Annotated in this window: 24 protein-coding genes, 2 tRNA genes and 1 pseudogene; 9 read left to right on the plus strand and 18 right to left on the minus strand. The window is 69.8% G+C overall.

The features are described from left to right. Nucleotides 1–580 (plus strand): carbohydrate ABC transporter permease (locus FLV34_RS33620; protein ID WP_147945016.1); only part of this gene is annotated, 580 nt, incomplete at its 5' end. A gap of 133 nt (nucleotides 581–713) precedes the next feature. Continuing rightward, nucleotides 714–3,770 (plus strand): LamG-like jellyroll fold domain-containing protein, encoded by a 3,057-nt coding sequence (locus FLV34_RS33625; RefSeq protein WP_147945017.1) that lies wholly within the window; start codon nucleotides 714–716, stop codon nucleotides 3,768–3,770. A gap of 49 nt (nucleotides 3,771–3,819) precedes the next feature. Here the strand turns inward: FLV34_RS33625 and sigJ are convergent, their stop codons facing one another. From sigJ to FLV34_RS43490, 7 genes and pseudogenes are all read right to left on the minus strand, one after another. Further along, complete coding sequence (gene sigJ / locus FLV34_RS33630) at nucleotides 3,820–4,704, minus strand: RNA polymerase sigma factor SigJ (RefSeq protein ID WP_142652514.1); 885 nt, start codon at nucleotides 4,702–4,704, stop codon at nucleotides 3,820–3,822. 24 nt (nucleotides 4,705–4,728) lie between these two features. Then, nucleotides 4,729–5,604 carry an NAD(P)H-binding protein gene (locus FLV34_RS33635; RefSeq protein WP_147945018.1) on the minus strand — a complete coding sequence of 292 codons (876 nt, stop codon included), beginning with the start codon at nucleotides 5,602–5,604 and terminating at the stop codon, nucleotides 4,729–4,731. A gap of 10 nt (nucleotides 5,605–5,614) precedes the next feature. Further along, on the minus strand, nucleotides 5,615–6,499 hold the full coding sequence (locus tag FLV34_RS33640; protein ID WP_147945019.1) for an NmrA family NAD(P)-binding protein: 885 nt from the start codon (nucleotides 6,497–6,499) through the stop codon (nucleotides 5,615–5,617). Nucleotides 6,500–6,616: 117 nt separating this feature from the next. Then, nucleotides 6,617–6,952 (minus strand): deoxyxylulose-5-phosphate synthase, encoded by a 336-nt coding sequence (locus FLV34_RS33645; RefSeq protein ID WP_142652507.1) that lies wholly within the window; start codon nucleotides 6,950–6,952, stop codon nucleotides 6,617–6,619. Between the two features lie 216 nt (nucleotides 6,953–7,168). Then, on the minus strand, nucleotides 7,169–8,122 hold the full coding sequence (locus FLV34_RS33650) for a hypothetical protein (RefSeq protein ID WP_142652506.1): 954 nt from the start codon (nucleotides 8,120–8,122) through the stop codon (nucleotides 7,169–7,171). A gap of 240 nt (nucleotides 8,123–8,362) precedes the next feature. Beyond that, nucleotides 8,363–8,812 carry a hypothetical protein gene (locus FLV34_RS42855; protein WP_261985998.1) on the minus strand — a complete coding sequence of 150 codons (450 nt, stop codon included), beginning with the start codon at nucleotides 8,810–8,812 and terminating at the stop codon, nucleotides 8,363–8,365. 119 nt (nucleotides 8,813–8,931) lie between these two features. Then, a pseudogene (locus FLV34_RS43490) lies at nucleotides 8,932–9,054 on the minus strand (hypothetical protein); the annotation flags it as partial. Here FLV34_RS43490 and FLV34_RS42860 point away from each other — a divergent pair. Next, nucleotides 9,020–9,145 (plus strand): hypothetical protein, encoded by a 126-nt coding sequence (locus FLV34_RS42860; RefSeq protein WP_261985999.1) that lies wholly within the window; start codon nucleotides 9,020–9,022, stop codon nucleotides 9,143–9,145. The pseudogene FLV34_RS43490 and the gene FLV34_RS42860 overlap by 35 nt on opposite strands. Here the strand turns inward: FLV34_RS42860 and FLV34_RS41895 are convergent. After that, nucleotides 9,115–9,231, minus strand: a complete 117-nt coding sequence (locus tag FLV34_RS41895) for a family 43 glycosylhydrolase (RefSeq protein WP_222709717.1) — start codon at nucleotides 9,229–9,231, stop codon at nucleotides 9,115–9,117. The genes FLV34_RS42860 and FLV34_RS41895 overlap by 31 nt on opposite strands. 34 nt (nucleotides 9,232–9,265) lie before the next feature. Continuing rightward, nucleotides 9,266–10,204, minus strand: coding sequence for an oxidoreductase (locus FLV34_RS33660; RefSeq protein ID WP_142652505.1), 939 nt, complete (start codon nucleotides 10,202–10,204; stop codon nucleotides 9,266–9,268). Nucleotides 10,205–10,259: 55 nt separating this feature from the next. Here FLV34_RS33660 and FLV34_RS33665 point away from each other — a divergent pair, with 55 nt between their 5' ends. Beyond that, nucleotides 10,260–10,685: a MerR family transcriptional regulator gene (locus tag FLV34_RS33665; RefSeq protein ID WP_142652504.1), complete on the plus strand. Its 426-nt coding sequence runs from the start codon at nucleotides 10,260–10,262 to the stop codon at nucleotides 10,683–10,685. Here the strand turns inward: FLV34_RS33665 and FLV34_RS33670 are convergent. From FLV34_RS33670 to FLV34_RS33680, 3 genes are all read right to left on the minus strand, one after another. Next, entirely contained in the window at nucleotides 10,661–11,590 is a 930-nt protein-coding gene (locus FLV34_RS33670; protein WP_187280798.1) for a HAMP domain-containing sensor histidine kinase, read from the minus strand. The two genes, FLV34_RS33665 and FLV34_RS33670, sit on opposite strands and share 25 nt — an antisense overlap. 100 nt (nucleotides 11,591–11,690) lie before the next feature. Then, entirely contained in the window at nucleotides 11,691–12,431 is a 741-nt protein-coding gene (locus FLV34_RS33675) for an AAA family ATPase (RefSeq protein ID WP_142652502.1), read from the minus strand. A gap of 107 nt (nucleotides 12,432–12,538) precedes the next feature. Next, the gene (locus FLV34_RS33680; protein ID WP_147945021.1) at nucleotides 12,539–12,958 is read right to left on the minus strand and encodes a helix-turn-helix domain-containing protein; all 420 of its coding nucleotides are present in this window, start codon (nucleotides 12,956–12,958) and stop codon (nucleotides 12,539–12,541) included. A gap of 92 nt (nucleotides 12,959–13,050) precedes the next feature. Between FLV34_RS33680 and FLV34_RS33685 the strand changes: the two genes are divergently transcribed. Further along, nucleotides 13,051–13,716: an NADPH-dependent F420 reductase gene (locus FLV34_RS33685; protein WP_187280799.1), complete on the plus strand. Its 666-nt coding sequence runs from the start codon at nucleotides 13,051–13,053 to the stop codon at nucleotides 13,714–13,716. Nucleotides 13,717–13,878: 162 nt separating this feature from the next. On the opposite strand, the gene FLV34_RS33690 is transcribed toward FLV34_RS33685, so the two are convergent. Together FLV34_RS33690 and FLV34_RS33695 are read right to left on the minus strand one after the other, a co-directional pair. Further along, a tRNA-Lys gene (locus tag FLV34_RS33690) sits at nucleotides 13,879–13,950 on the minus strand. Between the two features lie 129 nt (nucleotides 13,951–14,079). Then, on the minus strand, nucleotides 14,080–15,237 hold the full coding sequence (locus FLV34_RS33695) for an acyl-CoA dehydrogenase family protein (RefSeq protein ID WP_142652500.1): 1,158 nt from the start codon (nucleotides 15,235–15,237) through the stop codon (nucleotides 14,080–14,082). Between the two features lie 85 nt (nucleotides 15,238–15,322). On the opposite strand from FLV34_RS33695, the gene FLV34_RS33700 reads away from it, so the two are divergent. Next, a complete protein-coding gene (locus FLV34_RS33700; RefSeq protein WP_187280800.1) occupies nucleotides 15,323–15,751 on the plus strand; it encodes a PspC domain-containing protein in 429 nt (142 codons plus the stop codon). Between the two features lies 1 nt (nucleotide 15,752). On the opposite strand, the gene FLV34_RS33705 is transcribed toward FLV34_RS33700, so the two are convergent. The 4 genes from FLV34_RS33705 to FLV34_RS33720 all read right to left on the minus strand — a co-directional run bounded on the left by FLV34_RS33705 (nucleotide 15,753) and on the right by FLV34_RS33720 (nucleotide 19,473). Beyond that, a complete protein-coding gene (locus FLV34_RS33705; RefSeq protein ID WP_142652498.1) occupies nucleotides 15,753–17,045 on the minus strand; it encodes an MFS transporter in 1,293 nt (430 codons plus the stop codon). Nucleotides 17,046–17,238: 193 nt separating this feature from the next. Beyond that, a complete protein-coding gene (locus FLV34_RS33710; RefSeq protein WP_142652497.1) occupies nucleotides 17,239–17,580 on the minus strand; it encodes a metallopeptidase family protein in 342 nt (113 codons plus the stop codon). A 12-nt stretch (nucleotides 17,581–17,592) separates the two neighbouring features. Further along, nucleotides 17,593–18,423 (minus strand): ABC transporter permease, encoded by an 831-nt coding sequence (locus tag FLV34_RS33715; protein ID WP_261986000.1) that lies wholly within the window; start codon nucleotides 18,421–18,423, stop codon nucleotides 17,593–17,595. Nucleotides 18,424–18,429: 6 nt separating this feature from the next. Then, nucleotides 18,430–19,473 carry an ATP-binding cassette domain-containing protein gene (locus tag FLV34_RS33720; RefSeq protein ID WP_147945023.1) on the minus strand — a complete coding sequence of 348 codons (1,044 nt, stop codon included), beginning with the start codon at nucleotides 19,471–19,473 and terminating at the stop codon, nucleotides 18,430–18,432. Between the two features lie 68 nt (nucleotides 19,474–19,541). Here FLV34_RS33720 and FLV34_RS33725 point away from each other — a divergent pair, with 68 nt between their 5' ends. The 3 genes from FLV34_RS33725 to FLV34_RS33735 all read left to right on the plus strand — a co-directional run bounded on the left by FLV34_RS33725 (nucleotide 19,542) and on the right by FLV34_RS33735 (nucleotide 21,930). Further along, nucleotides 19,542–20,165 (plus strand): TetR/AcrR family transcriptional regulator C-terminal domain-containing protein, encoded by a 624-nt coding sequence (locus FLV34_RS33725; RefSeq protein ID WP_187280801.1) that lies wholly within the window; start codon nucleotides 19,542–19,544, stop codon nucleotides 20,163–20,165. Between the two features lie 57 nt (nucleotides 20,166–20,222). Then, nucleotides 20,223–21,857 carry a metallophosphoesterase gene (locus FLV34_RS33730; RefSeq protein WP_142652386.1) on the plus strand — a complete coding sequence of 545 codons (1,635 nt, stop codon included), beginning with the start codon at nucleotides 20,223–20,225 and terminating at the stop codon, nucleotides 21,855–21,857. After that, nucleotides 21,858–21,930, plus strand: a tRNA-Glu gene (locus tag FLV34_RS33735). Nucleotides 21,931–22,021 lie beyond the last annotated feature (91 nt).

The following is a 22,021-nucleotide window of genomic DNA, read 5'->3' on the forward strand; positions in this document are numbered from 1 at the left end:
CCTGGTGATCGCGGCGCCCGCGGCATACTCGCTGGCCAAGCTGCGCCCGCGCGGCGGCGGCGTGCTGAGCTTCGTGCTGCTCATCGCCCAGATGATCCCCGGCGTGATCATGGCGATGGGGTTCTACGCGATCTTCCTGAGCACCGGGGTGTTGAACACCGTGCCGGGGCTGATCGTGGCCGACTCCACCCTCGCGGTGCCGTTCGCCGTGCTGATCTTCACGGCGTTCATGTCCGGCATTCCCGAGGAGCTGATGCAGGCGGCCCGGGTGGACGGCGCGGGCGCGCTGCGCACGTTCTGGTCGGTCGTGCTGCCGGTCTCCCGCAACTCGGTCATCACGGTGTCGCTGTTCGCGTTCCTGTGGGCCTGGTCGGACTTCGTCTTCGCCTCCACCCTCGACCAGGGCGGCGGCCACCAGCCGATCACGCTCGGCATCTATCACTACATCGGCAACAACAACCAGGAGTGGAACGCCATCATGGCGACCGCGGTCGTCGCGTCGATCCCGGCCACCGTGCTCCTCGTCATCGCCCAGCGTTACGTCGCCGCCGGGGTCACCGCCGGCGCCGTCAAGGACTGAGGAAGCGTCCCGCACCCGCACGAACGACGTCGTCCACGGCTCGGCCGAAATGTTAGCGCTAACACCGTCTTGGTGAGACGACGTGCGAAAGGTGAACGCCCCCGCGTTCACGCAACACAAAGGAGTAGCACCCATGTCCCGAACGGCATTTCCCCCGGGGAGTCCGTTAGCCCGTGGCCGCGGCCGGTTCCTGAGCCGCGCGGCAGCCGTGGTGGCCGCGCTGGCGAGCGCGGCCACCGGAGCCGCCCTCTCCGCGACGCCCGCATCCGCGGATCCCACGCCGGCCGCCGCGCCTGCACCCGCGGCGACGCTCGTGGTGAAGGCAGACCAGCCGTTCCGCCCAGTCACGCACGTCGCGACGGGCTCCCTGTACGGCCTCGCCGACGACGCGACGCCCTCCGACGACCTGGTCAAGGCCATCAAGCCGAACACGTTCGTGCAGATGGCCGTGGGCGGCAAGCAGCAGGCCAAGGGCGACGTGCTGGTGGTCGCCGACAAGGCGGCCAGAGCGGGCGCGAAGGTCGTCAACCGCCTGTCGGACTACTACGCGGGCTGGCCGTACAGGTTCAGCTGGGACACCTGGCCCGGCGTCGTGGAGCAGCAGGTCAAGGCCGTCCAGGCGTCCGGAGTGACGAACATGGCGGCGTGGGAGCTGTGGAACGAGTCGGACAACACCTGGCTCGCGTCCAACGGCACCTACGAGGACTTCTGGACGAAGACCTTCCGCCAGGTGCGCTCGCTCGACCCGGACACGCCGATCCAGGGCCCGAGCTTCTCCGACAACATCAACGACATGGAGAACTTCCTCCGGAACGCGGTCGAGACCGACACGGTGCCCGACATCATCTCCTGGCATGAGCTGATCAACTCGGGCAAGATCGTGACCGACCTCGCCAAGGTCAACGCCATCATGAAGGACCTCGGCATCAGCCCCCGCCCGATCTCGATCGAGGAGTACGCCGCGCCCTCCGAGGTCGGCATCCCCGGCGCGCTCGTGGGCTACATCGCCAAGTTCGAGCGATACGGCATCCACGACGCCGAGCTCGCGTTCTGGAACGGCTATGGCGCGCTCGGCGACCTGCTGACCGGCACCGGCGGGAAGCCGAACGGCGCCTACTGGCTCTACAAGTGGTACGCCGACATGAGCGGCGACATGGTCACCACCACCCCGCCCAACGCCACGACCGGCCTCGACGGCGCCGCCGCCGTGCCCGCCGACAAGAAGCAGGTCAGCGTGGTCTTCGGCGGCGGCAGCGGCGCCACCGCCGTCAAGGTCGACGGGCTGGACAAGCTCGACCTCGGCGACACCCCGGGCGACACCGTCCACGCCAAGCTCGAATACACCCCGTCGTACGGGCGCACCAACCCCGTCGCCGGCCCGATCACCATCTCCGACACCGTCTACAAGGTCACCGACGGCTCCATCACGGTGCCGGTGGCGATGAGCTCCGCCGACGCCTACCACCTGGTGATCAGCGGCGACGGTGAGGCGACCGACCTCGAGAGCACCTATCGGATCACCAACCTCAACAGCGGGCTCGCGCTCGACACCCACGACGCGGGCACGTCGGCCGGGACCCTGGTGAACCAGGCCGCCGTCGCGGGCGGCGCCACGCAGCGCTGGAAGCTGGTCTCCGCCGGCTCCGGCCTCCACAAGGTGGTCAACGCGGCCGGCGGCCTCGTGCTCGGGGTGAAGGACGCCTCGTCCGGCAACGGCGCGTCCGCCGTAGTGGAGACCGACACCGGTGCCAACACGCAGCTCTGGCAGGTCGTGCCCGACGGGAAGGGCCACAACCAGCTCGTGAACTACGACACGGGCCTGGTGCTCGCCGTCGACGGCATGAGCAAGGACCCGGGCGCGCAGGTCGTGCAGTGGAGTGACACCACCGTCACCTCCTCCGGCATCGGCGGCACCCGGGTGACCGGCAAGCTCGGCAAGGCGGTCGCGCTGTCCGGCGCCAACCAGTACGTCAACGTGCCGCGCGGCGCGGTGAGCGGCGTCACGGGCGACTTCACGGTCTCGACGTGGGTCAACCCCACGAAGAACTCCACGTGGTCGCGCGTGTTCGACTTCGGCACCGGCGCGTCGAACTACATGTTCCTGACGCTCACCAACGGCTCCGGGCTCCGGTTCGCCATCACGACCAGCGGCGCCGGCGGGGAGCAGCTCATCAGCTCCACCACGACCCTGCCGCTCAACACCTGGTCGCTGGTGACGGTGACCGTGTCCGGCACCACCGGCACCCTCTACGTCAACGACAAGGCCGTAGCCACCAACGCCAATATCACCCTGCACCCGTCCAGCCTCGGCAACACCACCCAGAACTGGATCGGCCGTTCACAGTACGGGGGAGACCCCTACCTGGCCGCCGCGGTGGACGACTTCAACGTCTACAGCCGCGCGCTGACCGCGTCCGAGGTGTCCGCCCTGGCGACCGGGCAGGCCGGCACGGGCGACGTCCTGCGCTACACGTTCGACGAGAGCACGGGAACGGCCGTCGCCGACTCGTCGGGCAACGGGCGCAACGCGACCCTCGTCGCCAGCCCGGCCCCCGCGACCGGTGACGCCGCCGTCCCCGACCACTTCTGGACGCTCACGCCCTACCCGGCGATCACGGGTGTCTCGGTGGCCGACGGCGCGACCGTCTCCGGCACGGCGACCTTCACCGTCGACCTCGGCGGCGCCGCGTCCGATATCTCGTACACCTACATCGAGCTCAACCGTGACGGTGTCTGGCTGACCGACAACACCAAGGCGCCCGGCAGCCACAACGACGGGCTCCACCCCAACCTCGTCGTCGACACCACCGCCTATCCGAACGGCACCTATCAGCTCAAGATCGACGCGGTCGGCACGAACGGGCTGACCACCGAGCAGACCGTCTCCCTCGTCATCGGCAACCCGCCGGCCTGGGCCGCCACCACGACGTACGACACCGGTGACCAGGTGTCGTACAAGGGCTCGGTCTGGCGCGCCTCGTGGTGGACGAAGAACCAGGCCCCCGGCGACCCGTACGGCCCGTGGCAGGAGATCGTGTCCACGTCGGACGGCACCGCCGTCTGGACCCCGTCGCGGATCTTCGTCGCCGGTGACCGGGCGGAATACCAGGGCGTCGTCTATCAGGCGAAGTGGTGGACCCGCAACCAGAAGCCGGGCGACCCGAACGGTCCCTGGTCGAGCATCGGATAAACCGGTGACGGGCCGGGCGTCCTCCGGGCGCCCGGCCCGTTCTGCCGTGTCACGGGGTGTCGCCGGAGGCGGTGCCGAGCTTGTCGGGGTTGCTGACCACGTAGATGGCGCGCACCTGCTCCCCGTCCGCGTCGAGGTCGAGCACCATCACCGCGAGGGGCGCGTCCTCCTCGAAGATGACCACGGAGGGGTCGCCGTTGACCTGGCGATAGCGGACGTCCACGCCGCCGCGCGCGTTGGCCACGACCACGCGGGCGACCTTGTCGCGGCCGCGGATCGGACGCGGCCCGCCCGCCGTCGACTTGCCCCCGCCGTCGGGCCACAGGACGACGTCGGGCGCGAGCATCTCCATCAGCGCGGCCAGGTCGCCGCCGAACGCCGCCTCGATGAAGCGCTCGGTCACCTCCCGGTGCGTACGCCGGTCGACCCGGGCGCGGGGACGCCGCGCCTGCACGTGTTCGCGGGCCCGATGGGCGAGCTGCCGGATCGCGGCCGGGCTGCGGTCGAGCATGTCGGCGATCTCGGTGTGCTGGTAGGCGAACACCTCGTGCAGGACGAACACGGCCCGCTCCAGCGGCGTGAGCGTCTCCAGGATCACCAGCAGCGCGATCGACACCGACTCGGCGCGTACGGCGGGCTCGGCGGCGTCGGGACCCGTGACCAGCGGTTCTGGCAGCCACGGGCCCAGGTAGGTCTCCCTGCGCCTGCGCAACGCGCTCTGATGGGCGAGGGCCTGGTTGACCGCGACCCGCACCAGGTAGGCGCGGGGGTTGCCGATGGCGGCCACGTCGCACGCCGCCCACGCGAGCCAGGTCTCCTGGAGCACGTCGTCGGTGTCGCCGACCGTGCCGAGCATGTTGTAGACGATGGAGAACAGCAGCTCGCGGTGGTCGGCGAACACCTCGGCCGCGTCGGCCGGGGGACTTTCACGCATCATAGGCTCCTTGGCGTCGCGGGCTCAGCCGTTGCGGAAGGCGGCGACGTGGTCAGTCACCCACTCGGCGTACGTCCGTGCGGGACGGCCGAGGACCTTCTCGACATCGGCCGTCGCGGGATGCTGCTCGTGGCCGGCGTAGTGGTCATACCGGGCCATCAGGGTGCGTACGAACGGCTCGGGCAGCCCGTTGGCGATCAGGTGCGCCGCGACGGCCCGCGACGGGACCTCCTCGAAGCGCAGCGGCCTGCCGAGCGCGGCGGCGATGGCGGCCACCGTCTCCTCATGCGACAGCGACTCGGGCCCGGTGAGCTCCAGCCGGCGGCCCGCCAGTTCGTCGGAGAGCAGTTCGTCGGTGAGCAGCGCGCGGGCCGCGACCTCGGCCAGATCGCGCTCGTCGAGCAGGGACTCCCGGAACCCCGCGTGCACGTAGCGCACGACGTCTCCGGCGCGGATCTGCGCGCCCCACGCCTGCAGGGTGTTGCCGGCGAAGCTGCTCGCGCGCAGGCTGGTCCAGGCCAGGCCGCTGGCGACGGCCGCCTCCTCGGCCTCCTTGTTGCGGTCGCCCCGCCATCGCGACGGCTGCAGGTCGAACGGGTCGTCGATGTTCATCGCCGACAGGGCCACCACCCTGCGTACGCCCCGTTCGGCAGCCAGGGCGAGGAGCCGCTCGGCGGAGTCGCCGAAGGTGCGCGGGTGCAGGAAGACCGCCTCGACGCCGGCGAAGTGGCCGGCCATCGTGCCGGGCCGGGCCGGATCGCCCTGGACGACCTCCACGCCGTACGGCAGGGCCGCGTCGCGCGGGGAGCGGCTCACGGTGCGCACGCGGGCGCCTTGTGCGACGAGCTGCTGAATGACGAGACGTCCGACGGCGCCGGTCGCTCCGGTGATGAGGATCATGGTCGCCGCCTCAGCGCGCGTCGGCGGGCACGAAGTGAGGGGCGTGCTCGGCGGCCCATTGGGCGAACGTACGCGGTGGCCGGCCGACGACCTGCTCCACGTCACCGGTGAGTCTGGTGGCGAACGGGTTCGGCGTGCCGTAGATCCGCAGCAGGCTCTCCACCATGTCCGCCTCGTCGGCTCCCTCGATCTCCGCGAACGCGCGGAAGAGCGCCAGCGGCGGACGCCGGTCGGGCGTGCTCCACTCGCGGCGCACCTCGTCGGGAGTGAGCTCCTCGAACCGCAGGTCGCGGCCGGTCGCCTCGGTGAGGATCGCGACCATCCGCCGCGCGGTCAGCACCTCGGGGCCGGTGAGGTGATAGGACCTGCCGCCGTGACCGCCCTGCGTCAGCACGGCCGCCGCGACGGCGCCGATGTCGTGTTCGTCGACCGGCGGGCTCTGCCGATCGCCGTACGGCTCACGCACCCGGCCGGTGGTCCGCAGTGACTCGCCCCAGTCATTGACGAAGTTGGCCATGAACTGCGTCGGCTGCAAGAACGTCCACTCCAGGCCGCTCGCCCTCACGGCAGGCTCCAGCGTGCCCTCCTGCCAGCCGCCCAGGACGGTGGCCCTGCCGACCCCGGCCCGTTCGGCGAGCGCGACGATGTCGCGTCCGTTCGCGAGAGGCCGATAGCCGACGCCGAAGTTGATCAGGTGGACGGCCGTGACGCCGTCGAAGGCCGCCTCCAGGCCGGCGACGTCGGTGAGATCACCCGCCACGACCTCCACGCCGTACGGCAGGGCGGCGCGGGCGGGGTCCCGGGTCAGCGCCCGCACCTTGCCGCCGCGCTCCAACAGATGGTGGACGACCTGCCGGCCGACGGTGCCCGTGGCTCCGGTGACGAGAACGGTCATGCCGAGTGCTCCTTGTCGACGTGGGTGACGCCGTTTCCACCCCGCTGCACGCGTGCGGGAACGGCCACGCCTCCTAGGAGGATCGGCGGGGAGCGAAGTGTGACATGGCAGGCGAATCTACGGCAGTTCGCGAAGCACCAGAGCCTTGGAGAAGGGCTCTCCGGTCCTCCGGGCGTACGTCATCCGTGCGCGCACCTCGCTGAGCGAGCGCGGCCGATAACCGGGGCCTCCGCAGCAGCTCTTGTGGAAGCGGACACCTGCGTGCAGCAGCACCGAGAGCGTCCGCCAGGCCGCCGTGTCCCTGCGGCGCGGCGCCGCGAAGGCGGAGCCGACATGGACGAGCGGCTGAGCGCATCGCGGGCAGAGCCGCTCGTCAAGGCCCACGCCCGGAAACGGCTGCTTGTACGAGGCGCGGCACGGCAAGCAGACGAAGGAGGTCTTCCCATGGGCCATGACGGCCAGAGTAGATCGATCACCCGGCCAAGGGCGAGCGGATCATGGCTCCAGGTGGACTGCCCCGACACCCCTTTCGGCGGGGACCGTCGGTGGCGATCAGGCAGACACATCAGGACTGATCGCCGGTGGACGGCCCCCGCTTGCGACGAGGCAGCCCGTCTGACGGGGTTCGTCCCAGGGAGATCAATCACCCGGCCGAAGGTCGGTGACGCCCTAGCCCTGCCGTGTGTTGCCGGTTTTCGGCTTCTTCGTGGGTGGAGGAGAGGCGGTTTCCCCGTCGTCGCTCTCGTCGTCGCTCATGGCGTCGCTCTCGTCGTCCGAACTGTCCGGACTGTCCGAGCCGCCGGAGCCGTCGGAGTCATCCGGGTCGTCCGAGTCGTCGTCCGCCCGCTTGCGTTTGACGCCCCGTTTCGTCCTGGTGCTCGTGGAGTCGCTCTGCTCCGCGTCGCTCTCGTCCGAGCTCTCGACGCTGGAGTTCGTGTCGTCCTCCTCCTCTTCCTCTTCCTCGGCCGTGGCCAGCGGATCGAGGCGCCACCACACCATGCCGAGCTCGAACACGTCGTCGCGCTCCTGGGCGAGCTTCGGGCTCCCCGCCCTGCTCACCAGGTCGTCGGCCATCTCATCGGGCTCGATCCGCCAGGGCTTGTACTTGCTGGAGAAATAGACGCGGTGGTAGTCGTTCAGGAACTCCGCGAGATTGCGCGCGCCGACTGGGCTGAAGAGCTTCCCCGTGGCTGCTCCCGCGTCCTTCGTGAAGAAGAACCCGATCGCCAGCCGTTGCGCGTAACGATATTCGCCGGCCAATTCGTCCAGCTTTTCGAGGTCCTGCTTGAAATCTCCGCGGAAGTGCGCCAGCCGTCCTTGCGACTGCGTTTTGATCTCGACGACGACCCGCCTTGCCGGGTCGGGGGCCACCTGGCCGTTGAGGACGAAGTCGCACTGTTTGCTTGTGTCGGTATAGACGTGGCGCTCCCGGCCCAGATCCGCGGCGAGGAACCGGCCCTGGATGAATCGAGTGATCTCGATTCTGATCCAGTCCTCCCAGCCCTCGCCGGGATTGGCCCACGCGGCGGCGATCGCGGCCTGGTTGGCCTCGGTCCATTCGACGACAAGTTCGATGAATTCGTCCGCGGTGAGAATCTTCCGGCCCGTGGTCGGAGTGGTCACGCTTGCGATCCCTTCTCCAGGAATTCCCGCCGTTCGGCGGCTGGAACGAGAATCACCCGCCGAACGCGTGAAGACAAGTGCCGGAAAACCGGAGGACTGGCACAATAGGCGGTATTTATCTGGAGAATCCCGTAAAACTGGGCATTGTAGCTTCGCGAAAACCCCCAAACCGGAACAGGGTAGTTACCTTACGTATCGGGAATCGGGGGTCCAAAAGATCGGCCCACGCGGGGTGGCCCGTTAGCCTGCCGTCCCCGTGTACTCGTACCAGTCGAAGGCGACGGTGCCCTCGGCCGCGTACATGCCGATGACCCGCCTGGTGTAGCCGCCCGCCACTTCGGTCGACAGGTAGCGTCCGTCGAGCTCGGCGAGTGGCGCGAAGCGGCCGCCTTCCTCGACGCCCAGCCGTACCACGTCGGGCGGTGTGCCGACCGCGTCCGACGCCGGTCCGCGTCCGACGCCGGTCCGCGTCCGACGCCGGTCCGGGGTCGATGTCGATGCCGAGCACGATCGGACCGCCGGCTTCGACCGGGCGGGTCGCGATCGACTGCGCGAGCGGGCCGATCCGGGCCAGGCACCGGATGTGGTGCCGGACCACAACGGACGGGGCGCGTCGAGGATCTCGCCCCGCAGCGGGTCGATGGGCACCTGCATGATGGTGCCGGCCTCGGCGCCGAAGGCGGCGTACATGCACCAGCAGGTGCCGTCTTCATCCCAGGCGAGGTCCGGATCGACGCCGGCAGGCCGTCGACCACGATCGGATCCGACCAGGGCCCGGCCGGATCCTCGGCCGACACGATGAAGTGGCCCCGGTCGGAGACGTTGGTCGTGATCAGCATGTACAGGCCGTCGTGGTGGCGCAGGGTGGGCGCGTAGATCCCGCCGGATGACGGCGCGGTGCGCAGACGCAGCTGGGACGGCCGGTCGAGCACGTTGCCGATCTGGTTCCACGTGGTCAGGTCGCGGCTGTGGAAGATCGGCACGCCCGGGTACTACTTGAAGCTGGAGCAGGCCAGGAAGTAGTCGTCGCCGACCTGGCAGACGCTCGGGTCGGGGTGAAAGCCCGGGATGACCGGGTTGGCGACCATGCGATGTCCCTCTCTGTTCATGACCGTGGCCTCGCTGCTCGGGGCTGCCGCGGGCTCAGGGGATGACGGGGATGATGTCGAGGCCCGTCAGGTCGGCCGAGAGCGCCCAGAGACGGGCCGCCTCGCCGTCGTCTTTCGGGCCGCCGTCGGTGACGCGGCAGTCGGCGCAGTAGTCGCCGCCGCGCCCGTCGAGCTCGCGCGACGTCGCGGCCCACACCAGGGTCGCCGCGCCCTGTTCGGGTGTCCGGAACAGGCTGGGCACCGGATGGCCGTCGGCGTCGATCCATCCGGCGGAGACCATCTCGTCGGTCGTGAGATGCCGCTGCAGCGGAGTGAGGATCCAGCCGGGGTTGACCGAGAAGGCACGCACCCCGTACGGCGCCCCCAGCCGATCGAGGTGGCGGGCGAACAGGATGTTCGCGAGCTTGGACTGCGCGTACGCGGCCCACTTGTCGTAGCCGCGGGTGAAGTGAATGTCGTCCCACCGGATGCGCCAGTCCGTGCCGTACCCGGAGGAGACCGAGACGACGCGGGCCGCGCCGGCGGCGGTGAGGGCGGGCCACAGCAACTGCGTGAGCGCGTAGTGGCCGAGATGGTTGGTCGCGAACTGCGCCTCCCAGCCGGGCCCCACCCGGGTCTCGGGGCAGGCCATGATCCCGGCGTTGGCGATCAGGATGTCGAGGCCGGTCTCCCGGCGCAGGAACCGCTCGGCGAACGCTCGTACGGAATCCAGATCGGCGAGGTCGAGCCGGTCGATCTCGACCCCTCGGACACCGGCGAGCGACTGGCGCGCCGTCTCGGGCCGGCGCGCCGGGACGACGACTCGCGCGCCCGCGTCGGCGAGCGCACGGGTGGCCGCGAGACCCAGGCCGGAATAGCCGCCGGTGACAACGGCCGTCCTGCCGGTGAGATCGCCCCTGTCGAGGACCTCACCGGCGGTGATGCCCGTGCCGTACGCGCGTGACGTTGTGCCACTGGTCGTTTCGCTGCTCATGCCGCAGACGCTAGGTGCTAGACCGAGGTCTAGGTCAACGGGTTACCTTGAGCCGATGAAGGCTGAAGTTCTGCATATCGGCGAGGTGGCCAGGCGCACCGGGCTGAGCGTGCACACGCTGCGGCTGTACGAGCGTGCGGGGCTGCTCGCGAGCGAGGTACGGCGCGACGAGGCAGGCCGGCGGGTGTACAGCGCCTGGGACGTCGAATGGCTGGGCAACTGCGTGAAGTTCCGGGCCTCCGGCATGCCGCTGGCCACGATCAGCCGGCTGGCCCGGCTCGTCCGCGAGGGCAGCGGCAACGAAGCGGAGCGGCTCGAGGTGCTGCGCGAGCACCGGCGCCACGTCATCGCGCAACTCGCCCGGCTACGGGACTGTCTCGACCTCATCGACGGCAAGGTGGACGCCTACGAACGGCACCTCGCCGCCAATGGCGCCGGAGATCCCTGGCAGCATGCTCAGGGAACGGCGATGGGCATCTGAAGCACGAAGCAGGCGCCGCCGAGCGGGGAGGATTCGACCCAGACGGCTCCGTGGTGGGCCTTCGCGATGTCCCGGGTGATGGACAGGCCGAGGCCGATGCCGGGACCGCCCCGCTGGCAGGTGGTCCTGAGCTGGTACATCCGGTCGAAGATGCGTTCCCTGTCCTGCTCCGGCACGCCGGGGCCGTCGTCCGACACCGCCAGGCGCGCGTTGCCGTCGCTGCGGCCGACGTGCACCTGCACCTGGTTGACCGCGTGGTGCTGAGCGTTGTCCAGCAGATTGGTGATGATCTGGCAGATCCGCGTACGCATGGCCGTGATCACGACATGGGGAGCGCAGATGATCTCGATCGTGATGGGGTCGTTCCGGTCCGCGACCTCCTGCCTGACCAGCTCGCACAGGTCGATACGTTCCCAGTCGGCCTGGGCGGCGCGGGAACGGGCGACCAGGAGAAGCGCGGTGGCCAGCGCCTCCAGCCGATCCACTCCGCGGAGCACGGCCTCAAGCACCTGTGGGTAGTCGGCTTCGCCGGGATGGGCGGTCGCCTCCTCCACCGTGACGCGTATCCCGGCCAGCGGGGACCGGATCTCGTGGGCGATGTTGGAGGCGAACTGCCGCTCATGGTCGAGCATGTCCAGGCTCACGTTGATGTTGTCGATGAGCTGCTTCAGCTCCCGCGGGTCACGTCGCTGGGCGATCTGGGCGTGTTCGTCGCTGATGTTGATCTCGGCGAGGTTGCCGGAGATGGCATAGAGACGTCGCAGCAGCCGGCGGACGAGCAGTCGCCTGGCGAGCATCCGGCCCACCACCACGGCGGTCAGCATCGCGGCGAGGTCCCACCAACGACTGGCCTCTCTCCGCGGGCCTGCCCGCTCCAGCCGTACGTGCAGGGTCGACCTGCCCATCGCTTGCTCCCCCGGAAGCATCCCTATGCTTCATACCCCCTACCAGCCATGTACCTCGACCAAACCGCCATGAAGTGGGGCAATATGCGGTTCGTCCCCGCTACGGCGGTGCCGTACGGCGGCCGAGCACATGCCGCAGGTAAGCCTCGGGCGACTCCAAGAAGCGCCGCCAATGGTCCACGAGCTGGAGTTCCTTCCAGGCGACACGGTGGATCCCCTCGTCGTCCAACTCAAGGATCTGCGCGCCCGGGAGACTCGCCAGGACCGGCGAATGCGTGGCACAGATGATCTGCCCGCCCTCACGGGCGACGCGGTCCATCAACGCGACCAGACGCAGGCAGGAGGTGAACGACAGCGCCGCCTCCGGCTCGTCCATCAGGTAGAGGCCCGGCCCGGCGACCATGCGGTCGAGCACGGTGAAGAACCCCTCGCCGTGCGACTGCTCGGTCAGGTCCTCCTCCCAGAAGCCGTGCAGGCCCGACACGTTCTGCCCGAGGTTGAACAACGTCTCGGCGCGGAAGAAGAACGCCCGCCGCTTCGTACGGGGGCCACGGACCAGGCGCAGCCCCGAGGTGGTGAACTCGGCGTGCAGCACCCGGCCGAGCGGCGTCGCCTCCCCGGTGGAGGCATACCGGGTGCCGGCCTTGCCTCCTTCGGCGTTGATGCCGCACACGTCGGCGACGGCCTCGACAAGCGTGGACTTCCCCGAGCCGTTCTCCCCGACGAGGAACGTCACGGGGGCGGTGATGTCGAGCCCCGCGGCGAGGTGCCGTACGGCGGGAATGATGAACGGCCACCCCTGCGGATGAGGCGGCGGCACGGTCAGACGGGTGATCAGCACGCGGTCAGCTCCGCGAGGCCCGCGCCACGAGCATGGGCGAGCGCTGCCCGGGGCTGGTCATGACGGGTGTGACCTCCGACGAGGTGGGTTTCGGCCGGCAGTTGCTCTCAGGGTCGCACAGCCCCTCGTCCGCATCCCAGGACCCGCAGCCGATGACCTGCGTTGTCGGTCATGACGTTGCCGACGAGCTCGTCTTGGTTGTCGGCGGCCCACTGCGCGAGTTGCGCCAAGGGTCCGTTCGCGAACGATTCGCCCAGCATGGAGAGCTGGTAGACCACGCCTGCACGCCCTGACGCCTGGTCGGTGCTGCTGACTTTCACGACGAGTCCGCGTGCTTGCAGACGTTGCAGCGCCTGAGTCAGCACCTTGTCGCTGACTCCCGCGATGCGCATCAGCAGTTCCTTGCGTCGTGTCGGCCCCAGGCGCAGGGCCGAGAGCACGACGGGATCCCAAGCGTGGTTGATGAGTTCGGCCGCCGCGCGCACCTGGCAGTCGGAGACGAACGTCTGGCAGGACCCGTCGATCACGGAATCCAGTGTCGCATCGGTCGCCTACCAAACGGTAGGAGCCTCGTTCGTAGCGTCGCAGAGGAGACCCCTTCGAGACAGAGGAGATTGCTGTGAACGTGGGAATCCTGGGCACCGGAAAGCTCGCCGTGACGCTTGGCCGAGCCTGGGCCGCGGCAGGTCACTCGCTGTCGGTGGCGGGGCGTAACCCGCTGCACGCCGGCGGTGCCGTCCAGCAGATCGGCCCTGCGGCGGAGGCCGTCGATCCCGCGGACCTCGCGACTCGGGTCGACGTGCTCGTGATCGCGGTTGCTTGGGAAGGGCTGGAGGCGGCGTTGTCTCTCGTCGGCGGCCCCCAGGGGGCGCTGGCCGGCAAGACCGTGATCGACTGCACCAACCCGGTCGACTACACGACCGGCGCACTGAAGCCGGTGTCCGGCTCGGCAGCAGCACTCGTGGCTCACACGGCTCCCGGCGCCCACGTGGTCAAGGCGCTCCACCTGTTCGCAGGAGCCTCGTGGCCGTACGTGGGCCCGCAGGAGCTGGCGCCGGTTGTGGCGATCTGCGGCGACGAGCCGGGTGCGCTCGATCGCGCTGCGGCACTGATCCAGGATCTTGGCGGACAGACTGCGGTGGTCGGTGGGCTCAGCGGCGCCCGGCAACTGGAGGAGGCCGCCGGGTTCGTTATGAGGGTCGTCGCGGCGGGTTACAACCCGAGGCTCGCCGTCCCCGATGTGGACCCGGCACTTCTTCGAGCAGCGGAGACGACGACCGGCTGAACCGGCAGACGACCGGAGGGGGTCACTACACCAATGACGCCATAGCGCGGGTTGGCCGGTGCTGGGACGAGTGAACCGGCGATTGCACAACTGCAACCGGAAATGCAACCGGGCAGGCTTCCGAACGATCAAGACTCGGGAGTCTGCCCAGTTCGATGAGGGTGGGGCGCCAGGGACTCGAACCCTGAACCGACGGATTAAAAGTCCGCAGCTCTGCCATTGAGCTAGCACCCCTTGGTCATGCCCCGCGGACCCCGGCCCGTGTCGCGCTGTGATCCGTGGAACACTCCCCACGTTGCAGGGTACAGAGAGTACCGCGTCTTCGGCGACCGTGATTGTCCCCGATCGCGGTGAACGGGGGCGTCAGCGGAAGGCGTCGAGGCCCGTGAGCGCCTTGCCCAAAGTCAGCAGGTGCACCTCCTGGGTGCCCTCGTACGTGAGCACGGACTCCAGGTTGGTCATGTGCCTGATGACCGGATACTCCAGCGTGACGCCGTTGGCCCCGAGCACCGTACGCGCCTCGCGGGCGATGTCGAGAGCGGCCCGCACGTTGGCCAGTTTGCCGAAGCTGACCTGGGTGGGCTTCAGCTTCCCGGCGTCCTTGAGCCGGCCGAGGTGGAGGGCGGTGAGCCCGGCCTGGCCGAGCGCGACGGCCATCCAGGCCAGCTTCTCCTGCGTGAGCTGGAAGGCGCCGATCGGCTTGCCGAACTGCACGCGCGTGGTGGCGTAGTCGACGGCCGCCTCCAGGCAGGCCCGGCCCGCTCCGACGACGCCCCACAGGATGCCGTACCGCGCCTCGGTGAGGCACGACAGCGGGCCCTTCAGTCCTGTGACGCCCGGCAGCACGGCGGAGGCGGGCAGCCGTACGTCGTCGAGATAGAGAGAGGCGGTGACCGAGGCCCGCAGCGACAGCTTGCGGTGGATCTCGGCGGACGAGAAGCCGGGAGTCGCGGTGGGGACGACGAAGCCGCGGATGCCCTCATCGGTCCGCGCCCACACGACGGCGACGTCGGCGATCGAGCCGTTGGTGATCCACATCTTGGCGCCGTTGAGGATCCAGTCACCGGACGGGTCCTGCTTGGCGGTGGTGCGCATGCCGGCGGGGTCCGACCCGTGGTCGGGCTCGGTCAGGCCGAAGCAGCCGATGGCCTCCCCTGAGGCCAGCCGGGGCAGCCACTCCTCCTTCTGCTCCTCCGAGCCGTACTTCCAGATGGGGAACATCGCCAGCGACCCCTGCACGGACACGAACGACCGCAGCCCCGAGTCGCCCGCCTCCAGCTCCCGGCAGGCCACGCCGTACGAGACGGCGTCGAGCCCGGCGCAGCCGTATCCCTCCAGGTGCATGCCGAGCAGACCGAGCGAGCCCAGGGCCGGGGCGAGTTCGCGGGCCGGGAAGGTGCCCTGCTCGAACCATTCGCCGACGTAGGGGAGGACCTTGTCGGAGACCAGTTCCCTTACGGAGTCCCTGATCATGCGGTGCTCGGGGTCGAGCTGGTCGTCGAGTTCGAGAAGGTCGTCCATGGCGTCAGGGTATCCGGGCCCCCTCGGGGTAGGGCCAGGGGGAATCCCGATGTGCGTCAACCCCTCTGAAAGGCACTGTGGAGGTATGAACGAGATGAACTCCAACGGTTCGGTCAAGCAGCTCCACCGCACTCGGAACGGCAGGATCATCGCCGGCGTGTGCTCGGGCGTCTCCGAGTACACCGGCATCGACGCCAACATCCTGCGCCTCGGGCTCGCCGTCGCGAGCTTCTTCGGCGGCCTCGGCGTCGGCATCTACGCCGTCGCCTGGCTCCTCCTCCCCGAGGAGGGCAAGAACTCCTCCATCGTCCAGGACCTCATCGACAAGAACAAGGACGGCCGGGTCTGGCAGGACGCCAAGGCCAAGTGGGACAACGCCCAGCAGGGCTGGAACCAGGGCCGCCCCAGCAGCACCCCGTACCCCCCGCAGGCCCCCCAGGCCCCGAGCTACGAGCAGCACCCGTACGGCCGGCCCTCCACCGGCGACTCCCAGAACCAGGGTCCGCAGGCCTGACTCAGGTAGCGGCAGCCCGGACCTTGGCGATGATCTCCCTGCGAGACTCGGTCCAGAGCATGGCGAGCACGGCCGCGGTGCACAGCCCGGCCACACCCGCCAGCGTCACGACGGCCTCTGGACCGAGTCGCTGGGCGGCGGCGCCTCCGACGAGGATGCCGACGCCCTGGGCGGCCAGCAGCCCCGACTGCACCAGCCCGAACGCCGCCGCCCGCCCCGCGGCGGGCACGCACTGGACGAAGGCCGCGTTGGCCGCGAGCTGATAGGCCCCGCCGACGCCGGACAGCACCCACAGGGCGAGCACGCCCTCCAGCGGTGGCCGGACCGCGCACAGCACGAGCGGCGCGCAGGTCAGCATGGCGAGCCATCCCATGGCCCGCAGCCGCCCCGACGGCGTGACGAACCGCCCGAAGAAGAACGCGCCGATGACCGTGCCGGTCGGCATCGCCGCCATCAGCAGACCCGTGATCACCGGAACGGGCAGTCTCCCGTCGGCGAGCGCCGCGGCGTACGGCACCGCGAGGCCCTCGGGGATCACGTAGAACCCGCACAGCCAGGCGAACAGGACGAGCGTGCGCAGCCGCCGTTCGCCGAACACCAGGCGCGCGCCGGACCTCGTCATCCGCCACATGGACGGCCGCTCGTCGTCCTCGCGCAGCGGCGCCGGGCGATGTCGCACCCCCGCGACGATCACCAGGGCCGACCCGAGGAACGTCGCGCAGTCGAGCGCCAGCGCCCGATAGGGCCCGAGCACCGCGATCGCCGCGCCCCCGGCCGCGAACCCCAGCATCTGTACGGCCTGGTTGGTCACGTTCTGCAGGGCCGAGCCCACGACGTACCGGTCGCCTTCCAGCACCTCGGGCAGCAGCGCCGCGCGTGCGGCCGAGAACGGCGCGCCGAGCAGTACAACGAAGAAGACCAGCGCGCACAGCACCGGAAAGGGTGTGGCGGGCAGGGCCATCACGGCGAGCATCAGGGCGCGCAGCACGTCGCACCAGAGCATGACCCGCCTGCGCGGGTATCGGTCGGCGAGCCCGGACAGGAGGGGCCCGCCGACGATGGGCGGCAGGTAGGTCAGCGCGTAGACGGCGGCCGTGGCCAGCGGTGAAGCGGTCCGGCTGTAGACGAGCACCGCGAGCGCCACCTGGGCGAGCTGGTCGCCGAGGAGCGACATGCCCTGTCCGAGCCACAGGGCCCGGAACTCGGGGATCGCGGCGACCTCCCGATAGGTGGTTCGCACCTCGGGGGGACGGCGGTGCCGGCCGGACAGCCTGCCGGGCTTGGTGGCCGCCATCTCACTCCGCAGAGGTCGCTCCGCCGGCCGTGTCCGCAGGTGTCCGCCGCGGCGACTGGATCTTACAGCCCGTGGTCAACATGTCACTTACAGTGCCTGCCGGAGGCGACTTTTGCAACCCGCTGACGGTCCCATTTCGCGCGCCGCGAACGGCGAGCACCGCCCTGACGAGCGGAAACGCCGACGAACGCCGTCACCAGCCGAGCTCGTGCAGCCGTTCGTCGTCGATGCCGAAGTGGTGGGCGATCTCGTGGACGACGGTGATCCGGACCTCCGCGACCACGTCGTCCTCGGTCTCGCAGATCTCCAGCGTCGGATTCCGGTAGATCTCGATGCGGTCCGGGAGGACCCCCGAATACCAGTCGCCCCGCTCGGTCAGCGGGATGCCGGTGTAGAGCCCGAGCAGGCCGGGCTCGGGCGGGTCGTCCACCACCACGACCACGACGTTGTCCATGACCTTGGCGAGGTCCGAGGGGATCGTGTCGAGCGCCTCGGCCACGAGCTCCTCGAACCTCTTCAGCGGGACGTCGATCACGGTCTCATCGTGTCATCGCGGGGCGGCCGTGCGATAGCGCCGTACGGCGAGCGGCGCGAACACCGCGATGATCAGCAGAGACCAGCACAGCGACGCCGTCACCGGATGCTGCAGAGGCCAGGAGGCGGCGGCCGAGCCGGGATTGCCGAACAGCATCCGCGCGGCCGAGACGACGGCGCTCATCGGGTTCCAGTCCGCGATCGCCCGCAGCCACCCGGGCAGCCCCTCCAGCGGCACGAACGCGTTGGCCAGGAAGGTCATCGGGAACAGCCAGCCGAACGTCGCGGCGTCCGCCTGCGCGCCGCTCTTCACCAGCAGCCCGATGTACGTGCCCAGCCAGACCATCGCGTACCCGAACAGGGCGAGCAGGGCGAAACCGGCGAGCGTCCCCAGCGGGGTGCCGTGCGGACGCCATCCCGCGATCAGCAGGCCGCACACGCTCATGGTGGCGAGCGACAGCCAGTCCTTGGACATGTCCGCGAGGCTCCGCCCGGCCAGTACGGCCATGCGCGCGATGGGCTGGGCGCGGAAGCGGTCGATGATGCCGTGCGCCATGTCCTCGGCGACCGACGTGGCGGCGGCGACCGCGGACAACGCCATGACCTGCATGAAGATCCCGGGCATCAGATAGTCGCGGTAGTCGCCACCGCCGGGCAGGCTGATCGCGCTGCCGAAGACGTACCCGAACAGGATGGTCATGATGACCGGGGCGACCAGCTCGGCGGCGATCTGGCCCGGCTGGGCGCGTAGCTGGGAGAAGCTGCGCCCCGCGATGACGAACGTGTCGCTCAGGGCCCAGCGCAGCCGTCGCCCACTCGTCGCGGGAGGTTCCACGGTGATCACGCCGCCCTACCTTCTTGAGTGCGAGCGCGCTCCGGTTGGTGTAGAAGATCGGGGTGTGCGAACGAGGCAGGGATGGCTCTCACGCTGGCTGCCCTCGATGGCAAGGGAGGCCTCCTTCTGCCCGGCCGGCGCGTCCGTGAGCGCCAGGAACACCTCGTCCAGCGTCGGGCGGCGCAGCCCCAGGTCCTCCACGCCGACACCGGCGGCGTCGAGGGCCGCGGCGACCCTGACCAGGGAGGCGGCGCCGTCCGAGACGGGCACGGAGAGCCGCCGTCCGGGGGCGTCGATCTCGGGCTCGCCGGGCAGCACGCCGCGTACGGCCTCGACGCCGGGAGCCAGGTCCGCGGCCTCGCGGAAGGCCACGCTCACCCGGTCGCCGCCCACCTTCGCCTTGAGTTCGGACGGCGACCCGGCCGCGACCACCCGCCCGGCGTCCATGACGGCGATCCGGTCGGCCAGGTGGTCGGCCTCGTCGAGGTACTGCGTGGTGAGCAGCAGGGTCGTCCCCTCGGCGACGAGCCCGCGCAGCATGTCCCACAGCGCGAGGCGGCTGCGCGGGTCGAGGCCGGTGGTCGGCTCGTCCATGAACAGCACCGGCGGGCTGACGATCAGGCCGGCGGCCAGGTCGAGCCTGCGGCGCATGCCGCCCGAATAGGTCCGCACCGGACGGTTCGCCGCCTCGGCCAGGCCGAACCGCTCCAGCAGCTCCTCGGCCCTCTGCCGGGCCGTACGGCGGGGCAGGTGATAGAGCCGGCCGAACAGCTCCAGGTTGCGGCGGCCGGTCAGCAGCTCGTCGAGCGCGGCGTGCTGGCCCACCAGGCCGATGCGGTAGCGGAGCCGTTCGGAGTCCGCGACCACGTCGCAGCCGGCCACCCGGGCCGAGCCGCCGTCCGGGCGCATGAGCGTGGTGAGGATGCGGACCATCGTCGTCTTTCCGGCGCCGTTGGGCCCGAGCAGGCCGCACACCGAGCCGCGCGGCACGTCGAGGTCGACGCCCCGCAGCGCCTCGCTGGTGCCGAACCGCTTGCGTACTCCTTCCGCATGGATCACGGCATCTCCTTAACGCAGTTAAATTTAACAACGTTAAGGATGCATTGAACGCCGTTAAGCTGTCAACCGTGGCACTCGAACGCGACACGATCGTCAGGACCGCCATCCGGCTGCTCGACGAGGTGGGGCTGGAGAAGCTGACCCTGCGCAGGCTCGCGACCGAGCTGGGCGTGCAGGCCCCCGCCCTCTATTGGCACTTCAAGAACAAACAGGAGCTCCTGGACGCGATGGCCGAGGCGATCTCCGTACAGGAGCCGTTGCGGCCGCTCGCCGAGGGGGAGTCGTGGGAGGAATGGCTGGCGGAGTGGTGCAGGGGCCAGCGCCGCGTGTTCAAGTCGCACCGCGACACCGCGCGCCTCACCGCCGGCACCCACCCCGGCACGGCCACGCTGCGGACCGTCGAGACCATCCTGGAGTCGCTGCAACGCGTGGGATTCACCCGTACGGACGCGATGTGGGGTCTCGGCACGCTCGCGAGCTTCCTCGGCGGATTCGTCCTGGAGGAGCAGGCCGACCAGGAACGGGGCATGCTGAATCCGGCCCTGTTCGCGGAGGCATTGGAGGGCCTCGCGCCGTACCCGAACGTGCGCGCCGTCATGGCCGAGACCAAGGGCCCGCAGACGGACGCGTCCTTCGAGCACGGCATGGCGCTGATCCTGTCCGGAATGCGGGCCCGCCTGGAGGCCCGGTAACCGGAACGCCGAGTCCTGGCAACCAAAGCAGTCGCAACTTCGGGTAGTCAGGAAGGGATGGAGAACTCGCGGTTGAGGGCGTACGCCCGCAGGACCTTCGGCAGCCGGCCCGCCCGGGTGTCCGCTCGTGTGCTCGCGGTCCTGCTGGTGGCGGTGGTCGGCGGATGGCTCGGGATGACGTTCGGCGCCAAGGTGGACACACCGGTCGGGCCTGCCGACGTCGGGATGTCCCTGGCTCCGTCGTGGAGCGGGGAGACCGTCATCGACGTACGGCCTCTCGGGACGCTCAGCTTCAACAGCCACGACGCCCCGCTGCGGCTCGACCTGACGATCGAGGCGGTCCACCCGGAGGTCGCGGAGGAGATCCTCAAGAACCCCCGGTGGGCCGACCGGCTGCCGACGACCATCGAGGCCGACGTCATCGCCGGGCTGCGCAGCCTCGTCGTGCGCGCGGCGCTGTTCGCCGTCGTCTTCGGGTTCATCACCGGCCTGGTCGTCTTCCGGCGGCTGTCGCGGGCGGCCTGGACCGCGGCGGGCTCGCTGGTGATGGTCGCCGTCCTCGGCGGCGTCTCCGCGCTGACCTTCAACCCCCGCTCGATCGCCGAGCCCCGGTATACCGGGCTGCTCACGGGCGTGCCGTCCCTGGTCGGCAGCGCCGAGTCGATCGTGACCAAGTTCTCCGAATATCGCGGCCAGCTCGCCAAGCTGGTGACCAACGTGTCCCAGCTGTACGAGGCGGGGTCGACCCTGCCCATCTTCGATCCCGACCCGGGCACCATCCGCGTGCTGCACGTCTCCGACCTGCACATCAACCCGCTGGGCTGGAACGTGATCAAGTCGCTGAAGGACCAGTTCAAGGTCGACTTCATCGTGGACACCGGCGACATCAGCGACCACGGGACGAAGGCCGAGAACGAGTTCGTGAAGGAGATCGGGACGCTCGGCGTGCCGTACGTCTATGTGCGCGGCAATCACGACTCCCTGACGACCCAGCGGGCGGTCGCCAAGCAGAAGAACGCGATCGTGCTGGACGGCGCCGCGGCCACCGTCAAGGGGCTGACCGTCTACGGCATCGGCGACCCGAGGTTCACCCCCGACAAGTCCGTGCAGGCGGAGGGCGACGAGAGCAAGACCCTTCTCGACCTCGGCCGGGCCAACGCGGCCAAGCTGGCGCCGCGCGAGTGGCCCCGGCCCGCCTCCACCTCGGCCCCCGACAAGATCGCCGCCGACATCGCGGCCGTCCATGACCCGACCGTGGGCCGCGGCCTGTCCGGGTATGTCCCGCTCGTGCTGAGCGGGCACGTCCACGCGCGGTCCACCGAGCTGCTGCCCTCGGGCACCCGGTTGATGATCCAGGGATCCACCGGAGGCGCCGGCCTGCGCGGCCTTGAACACGACGAGCCGACCCCGCTGACCGCCTCGGTGCTCTACTTCAACAAGAGCAGCCACCGCCTGGAGGCCTGGGACGACATCACGGTCGGCGGCCTGGGCGAGCAGTGGATCCAGTGTGAGCGTCATATCGAGCCGGACCCTGGTCGTACAATTTTTCCCGAGTCACCGCAGGCACCGCCGTCGCCGACGGCAACCGGCAGCGGCTCACCGTCGCCGGTCGCTTTGGCATCAGGGGCAAACGTCCCCTATGCTTCAGGGGTCTCCGACGGAAGGCGTCACGGAACAGGGCGGAAGCCTTGAGCCCCCATCGTCTAGCGGCCTAGGACACCGCCCTTTCAAGGCGGCGGCACGGGTTCGAATCCCGTTGGGGGCACGTGGAGCGCGTCGGGCGCGCCGGATGACGGAAGGTCGAAGACCTCCCGGAAGCTGGTAAGCTAGGCGAGCCGAACAACACGGGGAAGCGA

Origin of the sequence: Microbispora sp. CSR-4 (assembly GCF_008033685.1) — a bacterium.
Classification (GTDB): domain Bacteria; phylum Actinomycetota; class Actinomycetes; order Streptosporangiales; family Streptosporangiaceae; genus Microbispora.